Source organism: Xanthomonas sp. WHRI 10207 (assembly GCF_040202975.1).
Lineage (GTDB): Bacteria > Pseudomonadota > Gammaproteobacteria > Xanthomonadales > Xanthomonadaceae > Xanthomonas.
In genome coordinates this window covers 200,348-224,101 of sequence record NZ_JBEGDX010000002.1, presented here as the reverse complement: position 1 = coordinate 224,101, position 23,754 = coordinate 200,348, and the positions used below count along the sequence as shown (strand labels likewise).

Annotated in this window: 16 protein-coding genes and 1 other RNA gene; 6 read left to right on the top strand and 11 right to left on the bottom strand. The window is 63.1% G+C overall.

Annotation, left to right across the window (positions count from 1 at the left end):
- Nucleotides 1–219 precede the first annotated feature (219 nt).
- Complete coding sequence (locus ABQU90_RS06565) at nucleotides 220–2,322, bottom strand: M13 family metallopeptidase (protein WP_323521203.1); 2,103 nt, start codon at nucleotides 2,320–2,322, stop codon at nucleotides 220–222.
- A 305-nt stretch (nucleotides 2,323–2,627) separates the two neighbouring features.
- Nucleotides 2,628–4,730 (bottom strand): M13 family metallopeptidase, encoded by a 2,103-nt coding sequence (locus tag ABQU90_RS06560; RefSeq protein WP_323521421.1) that lies wholly within the window; start codon nucleotides 4,728–4,730, stop codon nucleotides 2,628–2,630.
- Nucleotides 4,731–5,109: 379 nt separating this feature from the next.
- On the opposite strand from ABQU90_RS06560, the gene ABQU90_RS06555 reads away from it, so the two are divergent.
- A complete protein-coding gene (locus ABQU90_RS06555) occupies nucleotides 5,110–6,705 on the top strand; it encodes a phytoene desaturase family protein (RefSeq protein WP_323521202.1) in 1,596 nt (531 codons plus the stop codon).
- A gap of 120 nt (nucleotides 6,706–6,825) precedes the next feature.
- On the opposite strand, the gene ABQU90_RS06550 is transcribed toward ABQU90_RS06555, so the two are convergent.
- Entirely contained in the window at nucleotides 6,826–9,882 is a 3,057-nt protein-coding gene (locus tag ABQU90_RS06550; protein ID WP_323521201.1) for a TonB-dependent receptor, read from the bottom strand.
- A gap of 373 nt (nucleotides 9,883–10,255) precedes the next feature.
- On the bottom strand, nucleotides 10,256–13,246 hold the full coding sequence (locus ABQU90_RS06545; protein ID WP_323521200.1) for a TonB-dependent receptor plug domain-containing protein: 2,991 nt from the start codon (nucleotides 13,244–13,246) through the stop codon (nucleotides 10,256–10,258).
- A 331-nt stretch (nucleotides 13,247–13,577) separates the two neighbouring features.
- Between ABQU90_RS06545 and apbC the strand changes: the two genes are divergently transcribed.
- Nucleotides 13,578–14,429 carry an iron-sulfur cluster carrier protein ApbC gene (gene apbC / locus ABQU90_RS06540; RefSeq protein ID WP_055850004.1) on the top strand — a complete coding sequence of 284 codons (852 nt, stop codon included), beginning with the start codon at nucleotides 13,578–13,580 and terminating at the stop codon, nucleotides 14,427–14,429.
- A 96-nt stretch (nucleotides 14,430–14,525) separates the two neighbouring features.
- Nucleotides 14,526–15,095 (top strand): dCTP deaminase, encoded by a 570-nt coding sequence (gene dcd, locus ABQU90_RS06535; protein WP_055850006.1) that lies wholly within the window; start codon nucleotides 14,526–14,528, stop codon nucleotides 15,093–15,095.
- 161 nt (nucleotides 15,096–15,256) lie between these two features.
- Here the strand turns inward: dcd and ABQU90_RS06530 are convergent, their stop codons facing one another.
- The 4 genes from ABQU90_RS06530 to ABQU90_RS06515 all read right to left on the bottom strand — a co-directional run bounded on the left by ABQU90_RS06530 (nucleotide 15,257) and on the right by ABQU90_RS06515 (nucleotide 17,129).
- Nucleotides 15,257–15,442 (bottom strand): LiaF transmembrane domain-containing protein, encoded by a 186-nt coding sequence (locus ABQU90_RS06530; RefSeq protein ID WP_055850008.1) that lies wholly within the window; start codon nucleotides 15,440–15,442, stop codon nucleotides 15,257–15,259.
- A gap of 394 nt (nucleotides 15,443–15,836) precedes the next feature.
- Nucleotides 15,837–16,004: a LiaI-LiaF-like domain-containing protein gene (locus tag ABQU90_RS06525; RefSeq protein WP_005994260.1), complete on the bottom strand. Its 168-nt coding sequence runs from the start codon at nucleotides 16,002–16,004 to the stop codon at nucleotides 15,837–15,839.
- Nucleotides 16,005–16,032: 28 nt separating this feature from the next.
- On the bottom strand, nucleotides 16,033–16,470 hold the full coding sequence (locus ABQU90_RS06520; protein ID WP_323521199.1) for an HIT domain-containing protein: 438 nt from the start codon (nucleotides 16,468–16,470) through the stop codon (nucleotides 16,033–16,035).
- Nucleotides 16,467–17,129, bottom strand: a complete 663-nt coding sequence (locus ABQU90_RS06515) for a dienelactone hydrolase family protein (protein ID WP_323521198.1) — start codon at nucleotides 17,127–17,129, stop codon at nucleotides 16,467–16,469. The genes ABQU90_RS06520 and ABQU90_RS06515 overlap by 4 nt, the downstream gene beginning before the upstream one ends.
- Before the next feature lie 183 nt (nucleotides 17,130–17,312).
- Here ABQU90_RS06515 and rimO point away from each other — a divergent pair, with 183 nt between their 5' ends.
- On the top strand, nucleotides 17,313–18,686 hold the full coding sequence (rimO, locus tag ABQU90_RS06510; protein WP_323521197.1) for a 30S ribosomal protein S12 methylthiotransferase RimO: 1,374 nt from the start codon (nucleotides 17,313–17,315) through the stop codon (nucleotides 18,684–18,686).
- A 282-nt stretch (nucleotides 18,687–18,968) separates the two neighbouring features.
- On the opposite strand, the gene greB is transcribed toward rimO, so the two are convergent.
- Nucleotides 18,969–19,475, bottom strand: a complete 507-nt coding sequence (greB, locus tag ABQU90_RS06505; protein ID WP_055850016.1) for a transcription elongation factor GreB — start codon at nucleotides 19,473–19,475, stop codon at nucleotides 18,969–18,971.
- Nucleotides 19,476–19,587: 112 nt separating this feature from the next.
- Here greB and ABQU90_RS06500 point away from each other — a divergent pair, with 112 nt between their 5' ends.
- A complete protein-coding gene (locus ABQU90_RS06500) occupies nucleotides 19,588–21,054 on the top strand; it encodes a rhomboid family intramembrane serine protease (RefSeq protein WP_323521196.1) in 1,467 nt (488 codons plus the stop codon).
- 255 nt (nucleotides 21,055–21,309) lie between these two features.
- On the opposite strand, the gene ABQU90_RS06495 is transcribed toward ABQU90_RS06500, so the two are convergent.
- Together ABQU90_RS06495 and ABQU90_RS06490 are read right to left on the bottom strand one after the other, a co-directional pair.
- A non-coding RNA gene (locus ABQU90_RS06495) (sX9 sRNA) lies at nucleotides 21,310–21,380 on the bottom strand.
- Nucleotides 21,381–21,440: 60 nt separating this feature from the next.
- Nucleotides 21,441–22,715: a hypothetical protein gene (locus tag ABQU90_RS06490; RefSeq protein ID WP_323521195.1), complete on the bottom strand. Its 1,275-nt coding sequence runs from the start codon at nucleotides 22,713–22,715 to the stop codon at nucleotides 21,441–21,443.
- A 432-nt stretch (nucleotides 22,716–23,147) separates the two neighbouring features.
- On the opposite strand from ABQU90_RS06490, the gene nudK reads away from it, so the two are divergent.
- Complete coding sequence (nudK, locus tag ABQU90_RS06485) at nucleotides 23,148–23,747, top strand: GDP-mannose pyrophosphatase NudK (RefSeq protein ID WP_323521194.1); 600 nt, start codon at nucleotides 23,148–23,150, stop codon at nucleotides 23,745–23,747.
- Nucleotides 23,748–23,754: the final 7 nt, after the last annotated feature.

Below are 23,754 nucleotides of genomic sequence, written 5' to 3'. Positions count from 1 at the left end.
GAAAACGGCGACCCAACGAGGAGCGAAGGTCAGCGTGCCGATGGCGGCATCGAGAACAAGAGTGGCCAACCCAAGGTGCCGGGTGATCAAGGCAGCTTGCTGCACAGACACGTACGCGCTGTCGTCTGTCATCGGTACCGGCCGTTTGCAACGAATGCGATAGGCCCGCGTGAGCGGGCCTATGCAGTGGGTCCAGCAACGGAGCGCTTGCAGCCGCGCTTACCAGATCACCACGCGGTCCTTGTCGGGCCGCACCATCGCATCGCCCGGCTTGCAGGCGAAGGCAGTGGCGAATTGCGGCATGTTGGCGGGAGAGGCGATGGCGCGCAGCATGCTTGGCGCGTGCGGATCCGAGGCCAGGGCGACCATCTGCTGTTGCTCGCGCACGCGTTGACGCCAGCTGCGCGCAAAAGCCAGAAAGAAACGTTGCTCGGGACTGTAGCCGTCGATCGCCTTTGCCCGCTCGGGATGCTGATGCAGGGCGGTCTGCAGCGCGTCGTAGGCCACGTTGGTGCCGCCCAGGTCGGCGATGTTTTCGCCAAGGGTGAGCTTGCCGTTGACGTGCAGCGTCGGGTGTTTCGGCAGTGGGGTATAGGCATCGAACTGTTTGACCAACTGCGCGCTGCGCTGCTCGAACTTGCGTCGATCCTCGGCCGTCCACCAGTTGACGTTGTTGCCTGCACCATCGAACTGGCTGCCCTCGTCGTCGAACCCATGGCTGGCCTCGTGACCGATCACCGCGCCAATGCCGCCATAGTTCAATGCATCGTCTGCGGCGGCGTCGAAATACGGTGGCTGCAGGATTCCCGCAGGGAAATTGATCGAATTGGTGCCAGGGTCGTAGTACGCGTTGACCGTCTGCGGGGTCATCTGCCAACGTGTGCGGTCAGTCGGTTTACCGATCTGCGCGATGTCGTAGCGATAGTTGAACTTGGCCGCTGCCTGCAGATTGCGGTAATACGCGCCGGGGACGATCTCCAACCCGGACCAATCACGCCAGGTATCCGGATAGCCGATCTTGGGCAGGAAGGTGTTCCACTTGGCGATGGCCTTGGCCTTGGTCTCCGCGCTCATCCAGTCGACGTTCTCGATGCGCGTCTTGAGCGCGGCGCGGACGTTGTCCACCAGCTCGCCGGCGCGCTGTTTGGCCTCGGGCGTAAACACCTTGGCGACGTAGAGCTGACCCACGCCTTCGCCCATTGCGCCATTGACCGCGTGCAGGACTTGCTTCCAGCGCGGCGGCTGTTCCGGCTGCCCGGACAGGGTCTCGTCGTAGAAGGCAAACTGGTTGTCGACAAAAACCTTGCTGAGTCGCGAAGAGGCGCCATCGATGGCGTGGAAGCGCAGGTAGGCTTGCCACTGCGCAACGGGTGCGCTGGCCAGCTCGTGGTCGAACGCCGCAAAAAAGCGTGGCTGTGCCAGCGAGAATCCGCTACCGGCGTCCACACCCTGGGCGGCGAAGAAATCCTTCCAGGAAAAATGCGGTGTGAGCTTGTCAGCCTCGGCGATGCTGAGCAGGTGGTACTGGTTCTTGGGTTCGCGTGCGTCCACCGGTGCCAGCGATGCGGCGGCCAGGCGCGTTTCAAGTGCCAAGACATCCTTTGCCTGCGTCCTGGCGGCATCGGCGGTGCTGCCGGTGAGCTCGAACGACTTAGCGATATAGGCAAGATAGGCTGCGCGGATGGGCGCGTGTTCTGCGTCGGTGTAATAGTCCTTGGTCGGCAGGCCAAGACCGCCTTCCTGCGTAAAGGCGATTTGGATCGCGGCGTTGTGGAAGTCCGCACCCGCAGCGAATGCGAACACCTGCGCATCGCCTTCGCCATGACGGCTGATGATGTAAGCGGCGACATCCTTGCCGGACGTCAATGCGGCAATGGCGTCCAGTTGTGGCTGGATCGGCTGGGCGCCAGCTGCTTCGATGGCGGCTTCGTCCATGCCGGCGGCATAGAGCGTGCCGATTTTCTGCTCCAGCGACGTCGGATGTTCGCCCGGCTGGGCGGCGGCAGTTTCAACAATGTTGCGCTGAATGGCTTTGCTTTTTTCGGACAGGATTTCGTCCACGCCCCAGCTGGTGTGATCGGGCGGAATCGGATTGGTGCTTGCCCAGCTGCCGTTGACGAATTCGTCAAGGTTCTGACAGGCGCTGGCTGCTGGGCCGAGTTCGCTGATGTCGAACGCAGGCGTTGCCGGGGTAGCAGGGGCAGTCGCAGATGTCTGGGGTGCGGTGTTTGCCGGCGTGCCGATGTCTTCGGCGTTGCGCTTGCAGCCTGCCAGGGCCACAACCAGTGCAACGGCGAGCGTGGAAGTCTTGAACAGTGGCATAAACGTCAGCCGTGTAAGGAACGAGGAACGCCGAGCATAAGCGGGCGCGGCCCTGCCTGCGTACACGTTGAGCTTTGTTGAGGCTTATGCGCCGATACCGTAATGGATGCAGGTCCAACCGCGTGCAGTGTGCCGCGAGGGCGGCGGTCGGATGCTTGAAGCGGTTGGTTGAATTGTTGTCGGTCGCAATGCATGTGGCTGGCCGGCGTGATTCACCTACCAGGCAAAAGAAAAAGCGACAAAATCAAAAAAAACGGGCGACGATCTTTCGATCGCCGCCCGCCTGATTTACTACGCGTGCGCAATTACCAGATCACGACCTGCTGATCGCCCTGACGCACCATCGCATCGCCGGCCTTACACGAGAACGCGGCGGCAAATGCCGGCATGTTCGACGGTGCACCGATGGCGCGGAAGTTGGCCGGCGCGTGCGGGTCGGTCTTCAACCGCACCACCAGTTCTTCCGGGGTGAAGTTGCGACGCCACACCGTGGCCCAGTTGAGGAAGAAGCGCTGGTCGCGGGTGATGCCGTCGGTCTTGGGGTCGTCCTTGTCGGCGGTGGCGGTCTTCATGGCGTCGTAAGCGGTGTTGAGGCCGCCCAGGTCGGCGATGTTTTCGCCCAGGGTCAGGTCGCCCTTGACCTTGTCGCCAGCCGGCGTGCGGTAGCCGTCGAACTGCGCGACGAGCTTGCCGGTGCGGCCCTTGAACGCATCCAGATCCTTTTGCGTCCACCAACCCGGATCGGGGATGAAGTTGCCATCGGCACCGAAGCGGCTGCCCTGGTCGTCGTAACCGTGCGTCATTTCATGCCCGATCACCGCGCCGATACCACCGTAGTTCATTTCCTCCGGCGCATTCGGGTCGAAGAACGGCGGCTGCAGGATGGCGGCCGGGAACACGATCTCGTTCTGCAGCGGGTTGTAATAAGCGTTGACCGTCTGCGGGCTCATGCCCCATTCGGTCTTGTCCACCGGCTTGCCGACCTTGGACAGGTTCCACTTGTAGTTGAATTCCTGCGCGGCCAGCACGTTGCCCAGGTAGCTATCGCGACTGGTAGCAAGGCCGTTCCACTCGCGCCACTTGTCCGGAAAGCCGATCTTGGGCGTGAAGCTTTCCCACTTGGCGATCGCCTTGGCCTTGGTCTCCGGACTCATCCAGTCCAGCTTCTCGATGCGCGCCTTCAATGCGGTGCGCAGGTTGGTCACCAGGGTTTCCATCTTGGCCTTGGAATCGGCCGGGAAGGCGACCTTGACGTACATCTGGCCCAGCGTTTCGCCGGCCTGGCCGTTGATGGTGGCCAGTACGCGCTTCCAGCGTGGCTTGATTTCCTTTTGGCCGCGCAGGGTCTTGTTGTAGAACGCGAAGTTCTCATCGACGAACGGCTGGCTCAGGAACGGCGAGGCGCCATCGACGGTGTGGAAGCGCAAGTAAGCGCGCCAGATCGCCGGGTCGGTGTCGGCGATCATCTTGCTCACTTCCTGATGGAAGGCCGGGATCGCCAGCGAGAACATCTCCGGCGTGGCCACGCCCTGCGACTTGAAGAACTCGGTCCACGACCAGTTCGGGGTCAGCTTGTCGGCATCGGCCGGGGAGATCGGGTTATAGGCCAGCGAGGCGTCGCGCGACATCTGCGTGCTGGTCTTGGAGACCTTGGCCAGGCGGGTTTCGAACGCGACCACCTGTTTGGCCTGCGCGGTGGCGTCGGCTGCCGCGACGCCAGACAGCTCCAGCACCTTGGCGATGTGCGCCTGGTATGCCTCTAGCTTGGCCTTGTTGCCGGCGCTGGTGTAGTACTCCGGGTCCGGCAGGCCCAGGCCGCCCTGCATGGCGTAGGCGATGTTCTGGCTGGACTTCTTGAAATCGGCTTCGGCGCCGAAGCTGAAGAGCGCGTTGTCGCCCTTCGCGGCGCTGCTGCGCAGATAGTCGACCAGCTTGGCCTGGTCACTGATGGCGTCGATGGCGCCTAGCTGCGGCTTCAGTGGCTCGATGCCCTGGGCGTTGATCTTGGCTTCGTCCATACCGGTCGACCACAGGTCGCCGACGATCTTTTCCACACCGGTGGCGCCGGTGTCGGCTGCGGCCTGTTCGGCCAGCTGCTGCTGGATTGCATTGGAGCGCTCGTCAAGCATTTCGAACGCGCCCCAGCTGGTGCGGTCGCTCGGCACCGGGTTGGCGGCCAGGAACTTGGCGTTTGCGTAGGCGTTCAGATCGGTACAGGCGTTGCCATTGGCATCCAGATCGGCCGCGGTGAATTGGTTCACCGCCGGCAGCTTGCTCTGGTCCAGGGTCAGCGTCTTGGGCGCGGCGGGCGCGGCCGCTGCAGTATCGCCAGCCGGGGCCGCAGGCGCGGCGTCGTCGGACTTCTTGCAACCGCTCAGCGCGGCCGCTACGGCCAGGGTCAGCGTCAATAGATGAGGTGTTCGAATCACAAAGGCTCCAGGAGCGACAGTCGATTGGGAAGCCCCGTCACGGGGCCGTGGCCGGCACTCTACGCCTCGCCAGCCGACAGGCATGGTGTCGAAGGTCATGGATGCGGGGTGTGTAGAAACGCGGGTTCGGGGTGCGCTTGCGTGCCGCTGCGCGCGCATGGGACTGCACCTAGCGGCAGTCCGGTGCTGGCGCGTTCCACGCGCCGCGGCTCCGGACCACACTCGTGGTCGCTTGGCCTGGTCGTCGATGTCTAGGTAGGTGAGCGGGCAGCGCATCGCGTCGGACAGCGCATCGCGATCGAGGCGGCTGCTATTGCTCGAATGGTCCGGCTGCGCAAGCGGTGCTATATACGGCTGCATGCCTACCGCTTCCCAACCGTTGGACACTTTGATCATCGGCGCCGGCCATAATGGCCTGGTATGCGCCGCGTATCTGGCCCGGGCCGGCAAACGGGTGCTGGTACTTGAAGCGCGCGATGTCGTTGGCGGCGCAGCTGTTACCGAAGAGTTCCACCCTGGGTTCCGCAACTCGGTCGCGTCCTACACCGTGTCGTTGTTGCAGCCCAAGGTCATTGCCGATCTCGCGTTGGAACGGCATGGGTTGCGCGTGGTTGCGCGCCGCATCAATAATTTTTTGCCGCAGCCCAATGGCGAGTATCTGCTGGCTGGCGCGGGGCGTACCGCTGAAGAAATCGCCAAGTTCTCTGTGCGCGATGCAGCTGCATTGCCAGCGTACGAAGCGCACCTGGAACGATTGGCCGACGTGTTGCGGGCATTGGCATTGCAGGCGCCGCCGAATGTGACCGAGGGCGGATGGTTGCAGGCGTTGCCGCAGCTGTGGCGCGCGGGCAAAGTGGGGCTACAGCTGCAGGACTTAACGCTTGCGTTGCGACAAGACCTGCTTGATCTATTTACCATTTCGGCCGCCGAGTATCTGGATCGCTGGTTCGAAAGCGCACCGATCAAGGCGTTATTCGGCTTCGACGGCATTGTCGGCAATTACGCCAGCCCGTACACACCGGGCACGGCCTACGTGTTGTTGCATCACGTGTTCGGGCAAAGCAATGGCGTCAAAGGCGCCTGGGGCCACGCGATCGGCGGCATGGGCGCCATCACCCAGGCGATGGCCGCCAGTGCGCGCGAATACGGCGCGCAAATTCGCACCGGCTGTGCGGTGAATCGGGTGTTGGTGGAGCAGGGGCATGCGGTGGGCGTGGTGACGGCCGATGGCGAAATGCTCCGCGCGCGTGCCGTGGTTGCGAACGTCAACCCGAAGTTGCTCTATCAGCGTTTGATGCGAGCCGAGGACGTGCCGGAAGCCACACGCGAACGCATCGTCCATTATCGCTGCGGATCCGGCACGTTCCGCATGAATGTTGCACTGTCGCGTCTTCCCGATTTCACCGCATTGCCCGGTGCCGGCGATCATCTCACTGCGGGCATCATCCTGGCGCCGAATCTCGATTACATGGACCGCGCCTGGCAGGATGCACGCGCCTTGGGATGGTCGCGCGAACCGGTGGTCGAATTGCTGATACCCAGCACGCTGGACGACTCACTGGCGCCGCCTGGCCAGCATGTGGCCAGCCTGTTCTGTCAGCACGTTGCACCCACATTGCCAGATGGCCGCCACTGGGACGACCATCGTGACGAAGTCGCCGATCTGATGATCGCCACCGTGGAGCGCTACGCACCGGGATTCACTGCATCGGTCCTGGGCCGCCAGGTACTGAGTCCACTGGACCTGGAACGTATCTTTGGCCTGGTCGGCGGCGACATCTTCCACGGCGCACTCAGCCTCAACCAACTGTTCAGCGCACGCCCGATGCTGGGGCAGGGTGCCTATCGCGGTGCGGTTCCGGGTTTATATCTCTGCGGCGCGGGAACACACCCTGGTGGCGGGGTAACAGGGGCACCTGGACATAATGCGGCGCGGGTGATTTTGGCGGGGTGATCAGCGCGCAGGGTGCTTGCCCTGATTCTTCTGCGATAGATAAAAAAGGCCCTGGAAACCAGGGCCTTTTCAGGTGCTTGCTGCTCCGGAAGTGCCTTGACGGCACTCCGGTTCCTCCGATCAGAAATCGTAGGCTGCGGTTAGACGGACATATCGCGGCGTGTTGTAGTTATACGGCTCTGTTCCAACACCATAGGTATTGCGAACAGTGAATGGCGCCGTGTTGTAGCGACTTTCGACACGATTTACCGAACGGTCGTTCAGGACATTGAAGACCTGGAGTCCCAGCGCCAACTTATGGTCGGCGAAGGACGGCCGATAAGTGATGCCAAGATCGAGGTTCTTGATCCAGGGGGTACGTCCAGCATCGCCCGGAGGTGAAGCCTGGCCACCGCAGTAGTGATACGCAGAGCCATATCCGATCGGGTTGCCTTCATTCGATCCGAAGTAGCCAAGGCAGGAAATCGGCGTGCCCGACATTACACGTACCGTTGCCGACGCCATCCATTCCGGCGCGATCTGGTACGCACCGAATGCCTTGAGCTGATGCCTGCGGTCATTTGCCAAACTGCCGCCTGCGTAATACATCAGCTCAGCCGCATCCCAGTCCTGCGTCTTGGAAACATCGGACTGACCAATGTCCGACTTCACCTGACCTTCCGTATTTCCGTAGCTGTGCGACCAGGTGTAATCCACACGGCCGTACCACTTCTCGTTGAACGGATGTTCCAGGAATAAGTCCACGGCGACGTAGTTGCGACGGGCCTTGTCGGTAAAGCCCCAATCCGACTGGCTCATACGCAGTTGCGTATAGCCGGAGCCATCGACGTTGGCGAGGTTGTAGGTGTTGGTCTGTCCAGGATTGAACATGACGCATCCTGGGATACTCACGCTGCTGACATCTCCACCCGTTGCAGCCAATTTCGCAGACATCTTGCCAGGATCGCAGACGTCGTCGATCGCGCTTTGCAACTTGCGATAAGTCACCTTTGCGCCGGAGTTCCAGCTTTCTCCAAGGGTTTTCTCAAAGCCGAGGATGATTTCGTCCTGGTATTGTGACTTCAGATCACTTGGCGCGAACGCATTGGGGTCCGGGGCCTGGCCGTACTCGCCATTACTCGATACCGGGCCAGGACCAATCGCCCCAAGACCGGTGGGCTCGCCATTCGCATCAATGCCGCTGTATGTAAAGTATTCGTCGGTATAGGTCGAGGCCGATGCGCCGCGAATGGCGACGCTATTGGGTAATGCCAGGTAGTAGCGTCCAAGGTTGGCAAATACCTTCAGTGACGAATCGCCGAACACATCCCAACTTGCGCCTATGCGCGGCGCCCACTGGTCACCGCTGTCGACATAGGCAACGTGGTCGCTATTGTAGTTGGTGAACTTATCGTTGCGAATGCCAAGCGTCAGCAGCCAGTTATCGCTGACCTGCCAGCGGTCTTCCAAGTAATAGGCTTTCTGTTCGACCGCCATGCTTGTTGTTGTGGTGAAAATCCGCCGTTGCGCGTAATAGCCCTGACCGCCAGGTGCACCAACGCCAAGTTCGGGGTTAATGCCTTCGATGGGATTGTCCTGGCGGCCATAAATCCACTGATAGCCGGGACCGGTAGTGCGAACGCCCTCGTTGTACGCATTGAAGTACATGTTGTCCACGCCTGCGGTCAGGTCGTGATCGCCGAGGCGGTATTCCAACTCCAGACGCAGGCTGCGCGACTTGCTGATCGGGTCATCGGCCTTTGCTCGATTGGTTGCTTGACCATTGCGAATGGGCGTGTTGCCCACAATCGCTGGGTCTTGCTCGGTGACACCATCGAGAAACGGCAAAGCCGAAATATTTGGGTTGAATTGACGGTTGTGTTGGGTGCTGCGGCCCCAGGTGGCATTCAAAGTCAAATCATCGGTGAGATAACCGGTGTATTTGAAAATGTCGTACTTATCGGTGATCTTGAAAGTGTCCGGGAAGGTGCCAGTGGCGCCCCCGGTGCTCAGATCGTTGTAATCGAATGCCGTGTAGTAGCCGCCACGTCGGTCGGTGTTCTGAATGCGCGTGTATTCCAAGATATTGGAATCATTGATGTTCCAGTCCAGCTTTCCGTAAAACTTGGGCGAGCTGTACCCATAATTGTTCTGCCCCTGGATGGAGTTTGTACGTGCGTTGGTTGTGACGCCGTCGGTCTTGTCGGTCTCGCCAGCAACGAAGATGAAGAGCTTGTCTTCAATCAGAGGGCCACCCGCGTAGGCGCTATAAACAGTACGCGTCTGATTGTTGTCCTTGCCGCTGCGGTAGAGCGTGCCAGGCTGGGTGCGGTTGGTGTAGCCATAGCCCGCCGGCAATGTCTTGTTCGGAAACCAAACGTCACCAGTCGAACTTGCCAGTGAGTCGGGCTCCCACACCGCCTGAGCGCCGAAGTGCCACTCGTTGGTACCGCGCTTGCCCAACTGATTGATCACACCGCCAGTCGAGCGACCGTACTTTGCGCTGTAGCCGCCGGTGTAGGTTTCCTGCTGGTCGATGGCGCCATAGGGAAGGCTGACGCCACCCAAGTTGCTGAGTGGATTGCTGACATTGAAGCCGTTGATGTAGTACGCATTTTCGGTGACGCCGGAGCCGCCGAACGACACGACAGAACGCGAGCCGTTATTGAATGCACCAGCGCCGGACACTGCACCCGGCGCCAACAACGCAATCGCTTCTGCACTGCGTCCCAGCGGCAGAGTGGCCAGCTGCTCGGAGGTGATCACCGAACGCGAACTGGTCGAACTCACATCGATCTTCGGTGCGTTGGCGGCAGTGACCGTGATCGCGCCAAGCGTGGTCGCATCGGCGTTGCTCGCGGCGCTGGCGCCTGCAAACGACACTTCGGTGCCCGAGCCGACGCGCAGCTGCACATTCTTGCGGGTATCGACGACCTGGTCGCCGCGCTTCAGGGTGACGGTGTAGGCGCCAACCGGCAGCGAGCCGAGGTTGTAGCGGCCGTTTGCGTCGATGGTGATGGTGCGGCTCAGGCCGGTGTCGCTCTGCACGACGATCGTGCTGCCGGCTTCGGAGGGGGCGCTGCCGTAGATGCTGCCGGTGGTGCTCTGCGCGTAGACCGCGCCGTTGGTTAGGCAAGCACCGAGCACGACGGCGAGAGCGGTGCGCTTGAGGACTTGGCGACGAAACTGATTGCTCATTCCTGACCTTTCAACTGGAGTACGGATAAGGTGACGGTCATCGGGGAGTCAGATGGCCTTAACCCGAACGTAATGAATGTCTGCTTTGCAGCGCAAGCAGTTGAAACGATTTATTAATGAAATAGGTGGGATCCGCATCCGAAGTGAGGAATTCGGCACATATTCAAGCCGTGCGACACATGCAAAGAAACAACCTCAACAACAAGCGGGATTCGGTAGTTACATTCGATACAGACAAGCTGGGTGGCGCGAAGCAAGCGCGACCACAGCGTGGGAATCGGTCCCTTGGGAGACACGTCGCGCTCCAGCTCGCCACGTCGCCGCCAAAAAAAAGCCCCGACAAGCGGGGCTTTTTCCTACATGTCACTTCCTGTCAAAACCGCACCGTCGTCCCCAGGTAGAAGAACCGGCCGACGTTGTCATACAGCGCCGAGTTGAAATCCGAGCCGAAGTAGTTGCGCGGCGGATCCTTGTCGAAGGCATTGTCGATGCCGAGGTAGACGTCGATCTTCGAGCCGGGGAATTGATAGCCGAACTGGAAGTTGTGATACGTGTACGAGCCGTTCTTGATCGGGCTGGCCGAACCCGGGTTGCTGTTGTAGCTCTCCGGGGTCACACGCAGGTTGCCGTCCACATAGTTCATGTCCCACGAGGCGCGCCATTCGTTCCAGTTGTACTTGGTCTGGAACTGCGCGCGCCAGCGCGGGTCGGTCACGTAGGTCACGTATTCGTCGTATTCCTGCGGGAAATCCTGAAAGACCCATTCGCGCGACTGGATCAGCCGGGTACCGACCAGACGCAGCACCGTGTTGCCTTCGCCGATCTGGAAGCGGTAATCCATTTCCAGATCCACGCCGACGCGGCGCGAGCGTGCCAGGTTTTCGTTCAAAGCCTGCCAACCGATGATGCTGTGCTCGGGGTAGATGCGGCCCTGTGGGTCGGTAAAGCCGCCCAGCGGGGCGCGCTGTACGAAGCCGCAAAAGCTGTTGTTGACGCCGCCCGGGTTGTCCACGCAGCGCGTGGCATTGGTCTCGGCGGTCACCGTACCGATGGCATCGCGCAGATCGATGCGCCAGTAGTCGATCGACATGCCGAAGCCTTCGAAGAACTCCGGCTGCCACACCAGTCCGTACGACAGGCTGCGCGCGCGCTCCGGCTTCAACTCCGGATTGCCGCCGCTCACGCCGGGACGGGTCGAGGTAAAGGTGTCGATCCAGCCGACCGGCACGCCCAACGCGCTGCAGTTGGACTGGCGCAATCCCACATCGCCTGCGGTGCCGGGGCGATTGGAATTGGTCGGCAGGTAGTTGCAGGGGTCGTTGATGGTGGCGAAGTTCTCGCTCTGCGAGTCGTACAGCTCGCCGATGCTGGGCGCGCGTACCGCCTGCGCCAGCGTGCCGCGCAACCGCAGCGACGGGATGATGGTCCAGTCCAGACCGATGTTCCAGGTCTTGGTCGAGCCGATGCTGTCGTAGTCCGAATAGCGCCCGGCCACATCCAGCGCCAACCGATCTACACCGGGCAGGCCGGCGAGCAACGGAATGGTGCTTTCGACGAAGATTTCCTTGACGGTGTACTCGCCGCCACTGTTGGGGATGGCGTTGAGGAAGGTCACGCCCGAGGCTGCCAACGGATCGGTGATTTCCTCGCTTTGTTCCTTGCGGTATTCCACGCCGCCGGCAATGCCGATGTCGCCGGCCGGCAGCGACAGCAGGTTGCTGTTGGCCACCGACGCACTGAACACGGTCTGCTGGATCTTGGCCTGCGCGCGCGCGGTGGTGTTGAACCAGGCGGCAGCTTCCGGCGTGACCGCGCCATTGCCGAAGACGCTGAAAGGCACGCAGCCTTCGCGCGCCAGTGCCGAATACACACGATTGGTGTTGGGGTTGATCGCGTTCGGGTCCAGCGTGGTGCGGCAGACGATATTGCCGCTGGCATCGCGCGCAGCGTCGATGCCGGCCTGCCAGCGCTCGTTGATGCGGTTGTTGAGGTTGAGGCGGTCCACCGTGGTCTTGCCATAGTTGGCAGACACGTCGTAGGTCCAGTTGTCGGTGAAGTTGCCTTCGGCACCGAGCACGGCGCGGTAGGTTTTGCGCTCGATGTTTTCGCCGCGACGGCCGGCATCGACGTTGAAACGGTTCATCAGGATCTGGGTGGCGCCGCGCGAGTCCATCAGCGCGCCGAGCTGCGGGCTGACATACGGGTTCTGCCGGCGCACGCGCAGCGAGCTATCGAATGCGGGCTGGCCGAAGAATTCCGAATCGGTCTCGCTGTACTTGCCTTCGAAGAACAGGCGATGGTTTTCGCTCAGTTCGAAGTTCACCATCGTGTTGATGCTCTTGCGATCGAAGCCCGGCTGCAGGTCGGCGACCGCATTGAGATCGACAAAATCGCAATCCACGCATGAGGTATTGCTGACCACCGTGCCGTTGTAGCGGTTGCGGCGGAAGCTGCCATCTTCACCGAACAGATAGCGGTTGCCGTAGGTGGCCGGGTTGCGGAAATCGAACGTGCCCAGGTTGAAGGTGCCGCCGTAAGAGGTGCTGTGGTTGCCGCCTGGGCCGCTGAGCACGGTTTGCGGGTTGCTTTCGCTCGGTGGGCGGGTCGGATCGAAGCTGGGGTTCTGCACGCTGACCAGATATTCGCGGCCAATGGCGCGGTTGCCGCGACCGAAGCGATCCTGCTTGCTGTACTCGCCCGAGATCGCAATGTTGCCGCGGCCTTCGGCAAAGTCGGTGCCGGCAGAAAAGCTGGCGAACGAGCGGTTGTAGTTGCCCTCATCGGCCAGGCCGGTTTGCGCCCGGGTCTCGAAGCCAGTGAAGTTCTTCTTGAGGATGAAGTTGACCACGCCGGCCACCGCATCGGCGCCATACACCGCCGACGCGCCGCCGGTGATGACCTCCACGCGTTCGACCCATTCCACCGGAATCGTGTTGACGTCCACCGCGGTCGAGCCGGGGCTGGAGCCCACATGGCGGCGACCGTTGACCAGCACCAGGGTGCGGTCGGTGCCCATCCCGCGCAGGTCGAGCAGACCCAGGCCGGCGGTGCCGATGAAGCGGGTGGAGTTGCCCAGCGTGTAGCTCGGTGCCAGGGCTGGCATGCGCGCCATCAGGTCGCTGATGGTGGTCGCGCCGGTGGCGCGGATCTCTTCGGCGGTGATCGCGGTGACCGGCGACGGCGTGACAAAGCCGGTACGCGCAATGCGCGAGCCGGTGACGGTCACCTTGTCCAGATCGGTGGTGCCGGGAGCTACACCATTTTCGGATTGTGCGGCGACGTGGCCGGCGGGGGCGACCAGCGCGACCAACAGGGCGGCGCTCAAGCGATGACGGCGGGTAGATTGGGGGAGACGACTCGACATGAACGTGCGGATTCCTTGCTGGGATGAGTCCAACAGCTGTGCTGACTGAGCGCGGGCTGAATTGATCCCCGAACGTAACAAGTCCTTCACCATGTGTCCACAATTGTGAAATATGTCGAGGATTGGCACGCGCGCCCCCGGCGCCGTCGTGTGCCTCGGAGAGAGGGCGATATCGGGGGCAACCGGCACGAGCCGGTAAACTGAGCGCCATTCGCGGCGCGCGCTGGGCGTTGGTCCTCGCGACCGCACACGACGAAACGGGACAGGTAATGGCAACGATGTTGGACAACAATGCGCGCGCAGTGACCGGCGACGCAGCAGGCAGCCAGGCATGAGCGGCGAACGCAGGATCGCCGCGCACGCGGTGCAGGGCGCGCTTGCTCCGCATCCACGCATCCGCAATGTCATTGCGGTGGGGTCGGGCAAGGGCGGGGTGGGCAAGTCCACCACTGCAGTGAATCTGGCGTTGGCACTGCGGCAGCAGGGCGCGCGCGTCGGCGTGCTGGACGCGGATATCTATGGGCCGAGCGTGCCGGCGATGCTGGGATTGAGCGGCAAGCCCGACAGCCCGGACAACAAGTCGATCGAGCCATTGCGCGCGTTCGGGATCGAAGCGATGTCGATCGGCCTGTTGGTCGATCAGGACACGCCGATGATCTGGCGCGGGCCGATGGCTACCTCGGCCCTCACCCAGCTGTTCAACGACACGCTGTGGGACGACCTGGACTATTTGCTGATCGATCTGCCGCCCGGCACCGGCGATATCCAGCTGACCCTGTCGCAGAAGATTCCGGTGGCCGGCGCGGTGATCGTGACCACGCCGCAGGACATCGCCACGCTGGATGCGCGCAAGGCGCTGAAGATGTTCGAAAAGGTCGAGGTGCCGGTGTTGGGCATCATCGAGAACATGGCGGTGCATACCTGCAGCAACTGCGGCCATCGCGAGCATCTGTTCGGCGAAGGCGGCGGCGAGCGCATGGCGGCGCAGTACGGCGTGCCGTTGCTGGGGTCGTTGCCGTTGGCGATTGCGATCCGCGAGCAGGGCGATGCCGGCCAGCCAATCGTGATCGCCGCGCCGGACTCTGCTGCCGCGCAGGCCTACCTGGCGGCAGCCAGGCGGCTGTCGGAAGAGTTGGGCAAGCGTCCGCGCGCCAGTATTCCGATTTCCGCCTCGCTGCTGTAATCCGCCGGCCGGCCTCTGGTGCCGGCCGCTGCTAGACTTTGCCGTCTTTCGCGCGGGCCGACCGGCCTGCCGCCTACCGTCTTCAAGGAACACCGCATGAGCATCAAGAGCGACCGCTGGATCAAGCGCATGGCCGAGCAGCACGCGATGATCGAGCCGTTCGAGCCCGGCCAGATCAAGCACGACGCCGCAGGCCAGCGCATCGTCAGCTTCGGCACTTCCAGCTACGGCTACGACGTGCGTTGCTCGCGCGAGTTCAAGATTTTTACCAACATCAACTCGACCATTGTCGACCCCAAGCATTTCGACCCAGGCAGCTTTGTCGATGTCGAATCGGATGTCTGCATCATCCCGCCGAACAGTTTTGCGCTGGCACGCACGGTGGAATATTTCCGCATCCCGCGCGATACGTTGGTGGTGTGCCTGGGCAAGAGCACCTACGCGCGCTGCGGCATCATCGTCAACGTCACCCCGCTGGAGCCGGAGTGGGAAGGCCACGTGACGCTGGAATTCAGCAACACCACGCCGCTGCCGGCGCGCATCTATGCCAACGAAGGTGTGGCGCAGATGCTGTTTTTCCAGTCCGACGAAGTATGCGAAACCTCGTACAAGGACCGCGGTGGCAAGTACCAGGGCCAGACCGGCGTGACCTTGCCGCGTACGTGATGCACTGCATGGGTGTCGACGCAAGCGCGTCGGCAGCCGGCGGCAGCAGGGCCGTGACGCGCTGAGGCCATGTCAAGGGTGTGCGGTGCACGGGATGCGTCGCGTGCCTGCATGGCACACAGCATGCGAGGTCGCTATCGCCAGCGCTTCTGGCCCGCAGCTCAGTCGGTTGCCAGCACCGGTTTGCGGCGACGCATCAGCTGGTGGACGCCGGCCCAGATAATCATCAAGGGCCACCACGCCGCAATCACGTCGCCCAGGTCGATGCGGCTCAGGCCAAGATTGTTGAGCAGGAACATCCCGCCCATGACGATCAAAAACAGGCCGGAAGTCAGTCGGTAATGCATGGCGGCGTCCTCGTTGGGTGTGAGGCCATGCTGCGCGCGATGGCCCCGCCAATCAGGTGCCGGAAGTCAACAGTTGCGGGTGACAGTCGTCATGTCGCGCTGCTGCCGGGTGCGCATTGATCGTGAGTTGTCATCAGGGCGCACGCGGTAACGACGACGGGCGCGATGGTCATGGTCGCTGCAACATCGGAAATGGTGTTGGATCAGAAAATGGTGCTGGATCAGAACGCTTCATCGAATGCACTAGGCTTCGCGCGTACCCTCATCCGCCCCTTCGGGGCACCTTCTCCCGAGGGGAGAAGGAGGTATTGCGGCTGAACTGCTACGCGAGCTAGCGGCGCCGAGACACCGCTGTGACGACTCCCCAATCCCGACGCCCCAATCCCAGCCCCACCTACTTGCCACGCCCGAACAACATGCCGATGCCGCAGGCCACCAGCGCGGCCGGCCACCAGGTAGCGATCAGCTTGCCCAGACTGAGATTGGTCCAGCCCAGGTTGTTGGCCAGAAACAGCAGGCCCACAAGGATCAGGATCAGCGCGGCGACGACATTGGATTTCATGCGAGAGGGCAGCTTGGCGAACGGGCGCCTATCGTAGCCGCTGCGCCCATGCCGCGACACGCTCCTGTAAGGCGTCGGCGGCAAACCGCTGTGTCTGGCCGCTGCCCCAGACCGGCCCCGGCCAGGCCGCATCGCCGGGATGACGGCCGACCAGGTGCACGTGCAGCTGCCGCACGATATTGCCCAGCGCCCCGATGTTGAGCTTGGTCACGGCAGGCTCCACGCGCAGCAACTGCGAGAGCTGGTTGATCTCGGCCAGCAACAGGCGCTGCTGGCCGCCATCCAGATCGATCCACTCGCTGACATCGGCCACCCGCGGCACCAGCACCAGCCAGGGGAAGCGGGTGTCGTCCATCAAGCGCACCTGCGACAGCGGCCCGTCGGCGACGAACACGCTGTCGTCCGCCAGCCGCGCATCCAGCTGGAAGTCGCTTGCCGCAGGGGCGCTCGATGCCGGTGCGCTCATCTCAGATGCGCCTCGAAGAAGCCCAGGGTGCGTTCGAGCGCACGCTCGGCGCTGTCGGCGTCGTAGTGGTTGGGGTCGATGCTGCGGTTGAAGGCGTGGCCGGTGGGATACACGAAGGTTTCCATCTGCGGCAGTTTTTCGCGGTGCGCCTGGATCGCTTCCGGCGGGATGCTGGCGTCCTGTTCGCCGAAGTGGAACATCACCGGCGCCTTGGGCGTTTCGTCCAGCAGCTGGGTGTTGCGGCCGCCGTAATAGCTCACCGACGGCAGGCCCAGGCGGATGGCCGACAGCAGCGCCACCGAGCCGCCCCAGCAATACCCCACCGTGCCCACCTTGCCGGCGCGGGTCAGCAAGGTGGCGGCGGATTTGACCACCTCCACTGCGCGTTCCAGGCCCACCGCGTTGGCCAGGGCCAGGCCGCGTTGCACGCTGGGCTGGTCGTACGGCAGTTGCACGTCCTTTTCTTCCAGATCGAAGAAGGCCGGCGCCAGCACTTCGTAGCCGCGTGCGGCGTAGTCGTCGGCGACCGCGCGGATATGTTCGTTGACGCCGAAGATTTCCTGGATCACCACCAGGCCGCCGCGCGGGCTGGAGGCGGGGGTGGCGTGCCAGGCGGCAACCTGGCCGTCGGGGGTGTCGAGCGTGGTCCAGTGACCCATGGGAATTCCTGATGTGCAGCGAGGGAGGCGCGCATTATCGACCGGACCGGCATGGTGAAAAGTGAGGGTTTCGCAAAGCCGGCCGGGCTGGCGCGTCTTTGCGGTTCAGAGCGTTGCCCGCACGCCGCTATAATTGGCCTTGCCCAGGCCCCAGGCCGCTCCACTTCCCAGGCTCCTGCTTCCATGTCCCAGCTGAACCCTAAAGTCGGCTTCGTCAGCCTTGGCTGCCCGAAGGCGCTCGTCGATTCCGAACGCATCCTCACCCAGCTGCGCGTGGAGGGCTACGACATCGTGCCCAGCTACGACGCGGCCGACGTGGTGGTGGTCAACACCTGCGGCTTCATCGATTCGGCGGTGACCGAATCGCTGGATGCGATCGGTGAGGCGATGAATGCCAATGGCAAGGTGATCGTCACCGGCTGCCTAGGCAAGCGCCCCGAGCAGATCCGTGCGGCCTACCCGCAGGTGCTGGCGGTGTCCGGCCCGCAGGACTACCAAAGCGTAATGGAAGCGGTGCATGCGGCCTTGCCGCCGCGCCACGACCCGTTTGTGGATCTGGTGCCGGACTACGGCATCAAGCTGACCCCGCGCCATTACGCGTACTTGAAAATTTCCGAAGGCTGCAACCACCGTTGCAGCTTCTGCATCATTCCTTCGATGCGTGGCGATCTGGCCTCGCGTCCGGTGGACGAGGTGCTGCGCGAAGCCGAGCGGCTGGTGCGTGGCGGGGTCAAAGAGTTGCTGGTGGTGTCGCAGGACACCTCGGCCTATGGCGTGGACCTGAAATACGCCGAGCGCCCGTGGCGCGACCGCATGTACCAGACCCGCATGAAGGCGCTATGCGAAGGCTTGTCGGAGCTTGGCGTGTGGACGCGCCTGCATTACGTGTATCCGTATCCGCACGTGGACGATGTGATTCCGCTGATGGCCGAAGGCAAGCTGCTGCCGTATCTGGACATCCCGTTCCAGCACGCCAGCCCGCGCATCCTCAAGCTGATGAAGCGGCCCGGTGCGGTGGAAAAAACCCTCGAGCGCGTGCAGCGCTGGAAGGCGATGTGCCCGGAGATCACGGTACGCTCGACCTTCATCGTCGGCTTCCCCGGCGAGACCGAGGCCGAGTTCGAATCGCTGCTGGAGTTTCTGGATCAGGCGCAGCTGGACCGTGTCGGTGCATTCGCCTACTCGCCGGTGGACGGCGCCAGTGCCAATGCACTGCCCGACCCGGTGCCGGAAGAAGTGAAGCAGGAGCGGCTGGCGCGCTTCATGGCCAAGCAGGCGGAGATTTCCGCCATGCGGCTGGGAGCCAAGATCGGCAGCGTGCAGCAATGCCTGGTCGATCTGATCGAAGACGACATCGCCGTGGCCCGTTCGCGCGCGGACGCGCCCGAGATCGACGGCCTGGTGCATATCCAGAACGGCGGCGAGCTTGGGCTGAAGGTCGGCGACCTGATCGATGTGGAAATCACCGACAGCGATGAACACGATTTGTTCGGCGACGCATTGCCGCCTACCGGCGCTGCCCAGCAGGGGCGCGCGCTGAACCTGCAGATGGTGTAACCGGCCGCAAGCCGGCGCACGTTGCGCAACAGCAACGTGCGACACCAAGCCGCCACAGGCCTATCGTAGGGGGGCGCCAGAGCGCGACAGGGCTGTTCCCGATCAAGCCAACCGCGCACGCTGCGCCCCTATAGCGCAGCCGATCGCTTCAGTTGCCTGCGCGTTGCTCCGCGCCGAGCGCATCGCCCAACAGGGTGTCGCTCATGTCAGCGCGCGCTGCTTCTTGCCGATAACACTATCGCGCAAAGGCGCCTCTACAGCTCAGCCGCCTGCGTCACCTGCTCACTGACTGCCGTAATCCACTGACACCACCACAAAGGTGTGCTTTCCGGCCGGCAGCTGCGCTTCGAACTCATCGTCCACGCGTTTTTTCAGCAATGCGCGCGCCAGCGGCGAATCGATGCTGATCCAGCCCAGGCCGGCATCGGTTTCGTCCGGACCGACGATGCGATAGCGCAACAGCTCGCCGCTATCGGCATCTTCCAGCTCCACCTGCGCGCCAAAAAACACCGCGTGCGGGTCGGTGGGCGCGGTATCCACCACGCGCAACGCTTCCAGGCGCTTGCTGAGATAGCGCACACGGCGGTCGATCTCGCCCAGTTGCTTCTTGCGATAGGTGTACTCGGCATTTTCCGATCGATCGCCCTCGGCGGCAGCCGCGGCCAGTGCGCGCACCACCTCGGGACGCCGCACCCGCCACAGATCTTCCAGTTCGACCTTCAGACGGGTGTGACCTTCGGGCGTGATCAACGCAGTGCTCTTTTCTGCGGGCGGGCGCCAGCGGCTCATGTCGGGCTTGGGGTGTCGGACAGCGGGGGCGCGATGCTAGCGCGCATGGACGGCTTGCGCATCTGCCGCCGCCCGGCGAAGCTTTGCGCCATTCTCGGACACGGACGTTGTCATGTTGCTCATGCCGCTGCACAAACCCTGGTCGCGCCAGAACATTCCGTGGGTGACGCTGCTGCTGGTGCTGATCAATGTCGTTGTCTATGTAGGCTATCAGCGCAAGGACGATGCGCTGGTCGAAAACGCCGTGCATTACTACGTCGCGTCCGGGCTGGGCACACTGGAAGCGCAGGCCCACGCACGCTACCTGGCGCAGACCACCGACGCCAAACTGCGCACCGCGCGGCAGGGCAAACTGGACAGCGTGCCGGCGCCGCAGCGCCTCGCATATCTGGCGCATTTGACACTGCACGATGTCGCCTTTGCGCAGGCGTTGCGCGGCGGCGCGTTATTTAAGGACGAGGAGCAGATGCGCGAATGGCGCGGTCTACGTGCGCCTTACGATGCCCGCCTGTCCAGGGTGTTCACGCTGCGTCATCTGCAACGCAGTTCGGAGTGGTCGCCGGCGCGCATGCTCACCGCCACGTTCCTGCATGGCGACTTCGATCATTTGCTCGGCAACATGGTGTTTCTACTGGCGCTGGGCACCTTGCTGGAAGGGGCGATCGGCAGCGGCTGGTTTCTGCTGCTGTATCTGCTGGGCGGGTTTGGCGCCAGCGCGGCCAGCCTGTGGTGGCGCTGGGGCGAGCCTGGCGGCGGGCTGGGCGCGTCCGGTGCGATCGCCGCATTGATGGGGGCGTTCTGCGTGGTGTGGGGCCGCCGTCGGGTGCGGTTTTTCTACTGGTTTTTTGTGGTCTTCAACTACGTGCGTGGGCCGGCGATTCTGCTGCTGCCACTGTGGCTGGGCTGGGAGTTGTACAGCCTGCTGGGCAGCGATAACGGCGGTGTCGCCTTCGAGGCACATGCCGGCGGCTTGGTCAGCGGTGCGCTGCTCGGTGCGTTGCTGGTGGCGGTGCGGCAAACCCGCCCGGCCTTCATGGACGAGGACGCCGCCGCACAGGTGGACGACCGCTGGGAGCGTGCGCAGCGCCATCTGGGCCGCATGGAGAACCTTGAAGCCGAGCGGCTGCTCGCCGAGCTTGCCAGCGAGACGCCACACAGCCCGGACGTTGCGCTGGCCCGTTACCGCGTGGCCCGCAACGCCGGCCGCACGCAGGACGCCGTGCGCCATGCACAGACGCTGTTGCACCTGCCCAGCCATAACGCACAGCAGACGCGCGTCCAGCTAGGCGTGGCAGCAGAACTGAGCAAGGACACGATCGCCCTTGCGCTACCGGCACGCATGGCCCTGGTCGGCGCGTGCCTGCGTACCGGGTTGCTGGCCGATGCCGAGCGTTTGTTGAAGGAGTGCGACATCGAGGCGCCACGCGCCGAACTGGCCCAGCAGTGGTTTGTGCTGGCGTTGCGGCACGGCGAACTGCAGGCCGGCGAACAGCGCACACGGGTATTGCAGCTGGTGCGCGATCAATTTCCGGAGCAGGGGCAGGCGGTCAAGGCGCGTTTTCTGCTTGAGAACGGTTGACGCAGCTGCGTGTTCGAGTGGATTTCGGAGGTATCGGCGGCAGGCGTTTTAAAGTCGTATCAGCAGCGGCTAGCCGAGCCCAGCGAGCGGTCGTCGGTGCGATTGGATGGTGCGCTTAGTACTCACTACATGCCGTTCTGAGAGCCGAGCGCGCGCACTTGCGGCTATGCAGCCGCTTATGAGGTGCGTCAAACCGGTTTTGAGGGCGGGCCGCCACCGTCCGGCTGCGGCGATGTGTGTTGGACTGCCAAGAGCGGCTAACAGAACGTATCCAGTAGTCGTCAGGTGGGTGTGGACGGCGCGGACAGAGCGTACGAGTGGTCCATGCCGCACCGCGCATTGGCCGCGCGCGCCTGGCGGTGAGCGCAGCCGTTTTGTTAGATGCGCTACGCCGGTTGGATCGCAACTGCCCGTAACGCTGCGTCCAGCTTTGCGCGTTGTGCGGCATCGTCGCAATGCTCCAAGGCGCTTTGCAGGATGACGCGCGCCTGCTCGTCGCGGCCGAAACGCTCGGCCAGCATCAGCCCGGCATCCAGCGACCAGCTCGGCAGCATCGGATCGCGTGGCCAGCCTGCGATGGCGGCCAGCAGCCCATCGGTCGCAAGCTGAAACTGCCCGGCCATCTTGGCGCGCTCGGCCAGCAACGTGGCCTGTTCCGGGAGCAGCGGGGTAAACGCGGCGTCGCTGTCCAGGGCTTCGCGCTGCAACGCAAGCGCGCGGCGCTCCTGCTTCTCCTGCAGCAAGCGGTTGATGTACTGCCGGGTGTGCTCGCGCAGCTCGTCGTTGCGATGGTGCTGACGCAGCAGGCGTTGATACAGCTCGTGCACTGCCAGGCTCACTGCGCGCGAGCGTACGGCGCCACGCAAGGCTTGGAACGCCTCGTCGGAATGCCCGTCGCGCACGTACTGTTCGGCCTCGTCGAGCAGGCGCTGATCCGGGTCGGCGCGTTCGTGCACATCCCCGCCGCTGGGGACGTAGCCCAGCGCTTCGTGGTACTGGTACACCAGATACCCCAGCAGATGAAAACTGGCGAACAGAGTCCAGATCGAGGTCATCATCACCGTCGCCTCGCGTACCAGCGGCGGCAGATATTTCAGTGCGACGAAGACCGCTGCCGTACCGCTGCCCTGGATCACATAAAGCAGGCCGTAGGCGGCCAGATACGGCCAGCCGATCCGCAGCGCCATGTCGATCGACACCGCCGGGTTGAGCGCGCGGCGCAGGCTGCCATCGATGGCGAGCGAGATCAGCATGCCGGGCAACAACAGCATGGTGCCCAGATAGGCGATGGTCAGCCCGAATTTACCGGCAAGCGCGGCGGCGACGCCGATCACGATGCCCAGTGCAAAGGCCAGCAGGATCAGACGCAGTACCGCACTGTCGAAGCTGTTGTAGCCGAGCTTCGGCGCATCGGGCTGGCCATCTGCGGTGTGGCGCAGGATATCGAAGGCATAGGTGTAGGTCGCCATGCCCAGCACGCCCATGACCAACAGTTTAAGGATGCCCGGCAGGACCAGCAGCGCGCTGCACAGCGTCAGTGCGATCAACGCATACAGCGCCGAGCCGCGCAGCGGATAAGTGGCGATCGCCGGGATGCGGGTCCAGAACGGTGCAGGTGCAGCCTGCGCGGCAACCCTGTGCGCGCGAAAACGGTCTTCCATGACGCTCCCCAAGCGTGTGATGTGCCGGGATTGTGCGGCGATGCGCGGCTGGGTGCAATTGGGATAGCGCGACTGCCCGGTGACGTCAAGCTATGTGGGATCCGCTGCCTGCCGCATGCAATCCTGCGGCTGCACTGCCTAGCGCCGTGGATATCGTGGCGTGGGCAGGCAGCGTAGGTGGGTCCTGCATGGTCAGCTGCAAAAAAGCGCCGATGGTGCCGCCGGCACGTAGCTGGCTTACAACGATTGAACGCATTGCGACGGGCGAGCCATCGAACATCAGGAACCATCGGCCGCGCAATGGACTTCTGCGTAGAACCTATGGTTCGCTACCGGTCGGCTGCCGGCCATGTGGCGACGTTGCTGCAGGCGGCACGCGCTGACGTGTAATCGCGGTGGCGCAGTCATTCCCCCTATCGCAAGGAGTTCTGCTTGAATCCATCTGTCGCCGACACCCCGCAGGTTCGCATTCGCAGCATCGATGTGTTGTCCGACAACTGGTATGTGCTGCGCAAGGTCACCTTCGACTTCCAGCGCAAGGACGGCCGCTGGCAGACGGTGTCGCGCGAGGCGTATGACCGTGGCAATGGCGCCACCATCTTGCTCTACAGCCGCGCCAGGCAGACGGTGATGCTGACCCGGCAATTCCGCCTGCCGACGCTGCTCAATGGCAACCCGGATGGCATGCTGATCGAAGCCTGCGCCGGCTTGCTCGACCATGACGATGCGCTGACCTGCATCCGCAAAGAAACCGAAGAAGAAACCGGCTACCGCATCGACAACGTGCGCAAGGTATTCGAGGCCTTCATGAGCCCGGGCTCGGTCACCGAACGCCTGTACTTCTTCGTCGGCGAATACTTCGATGGCGACAAGGTGAGCGACGGTGGCGGGGTCGAAGAAGACGGCGAAGAGATCGAGGTGCTGGAACTGTCGCTCGACGCTGCGCTGTCGATGATCGCGTCCGGCGAGATCGCCGACGCCAAGACCATCATGTTGCTGCAGTACGCCAAATTGCATGGCGTGCTGGAGTAATCAGAGT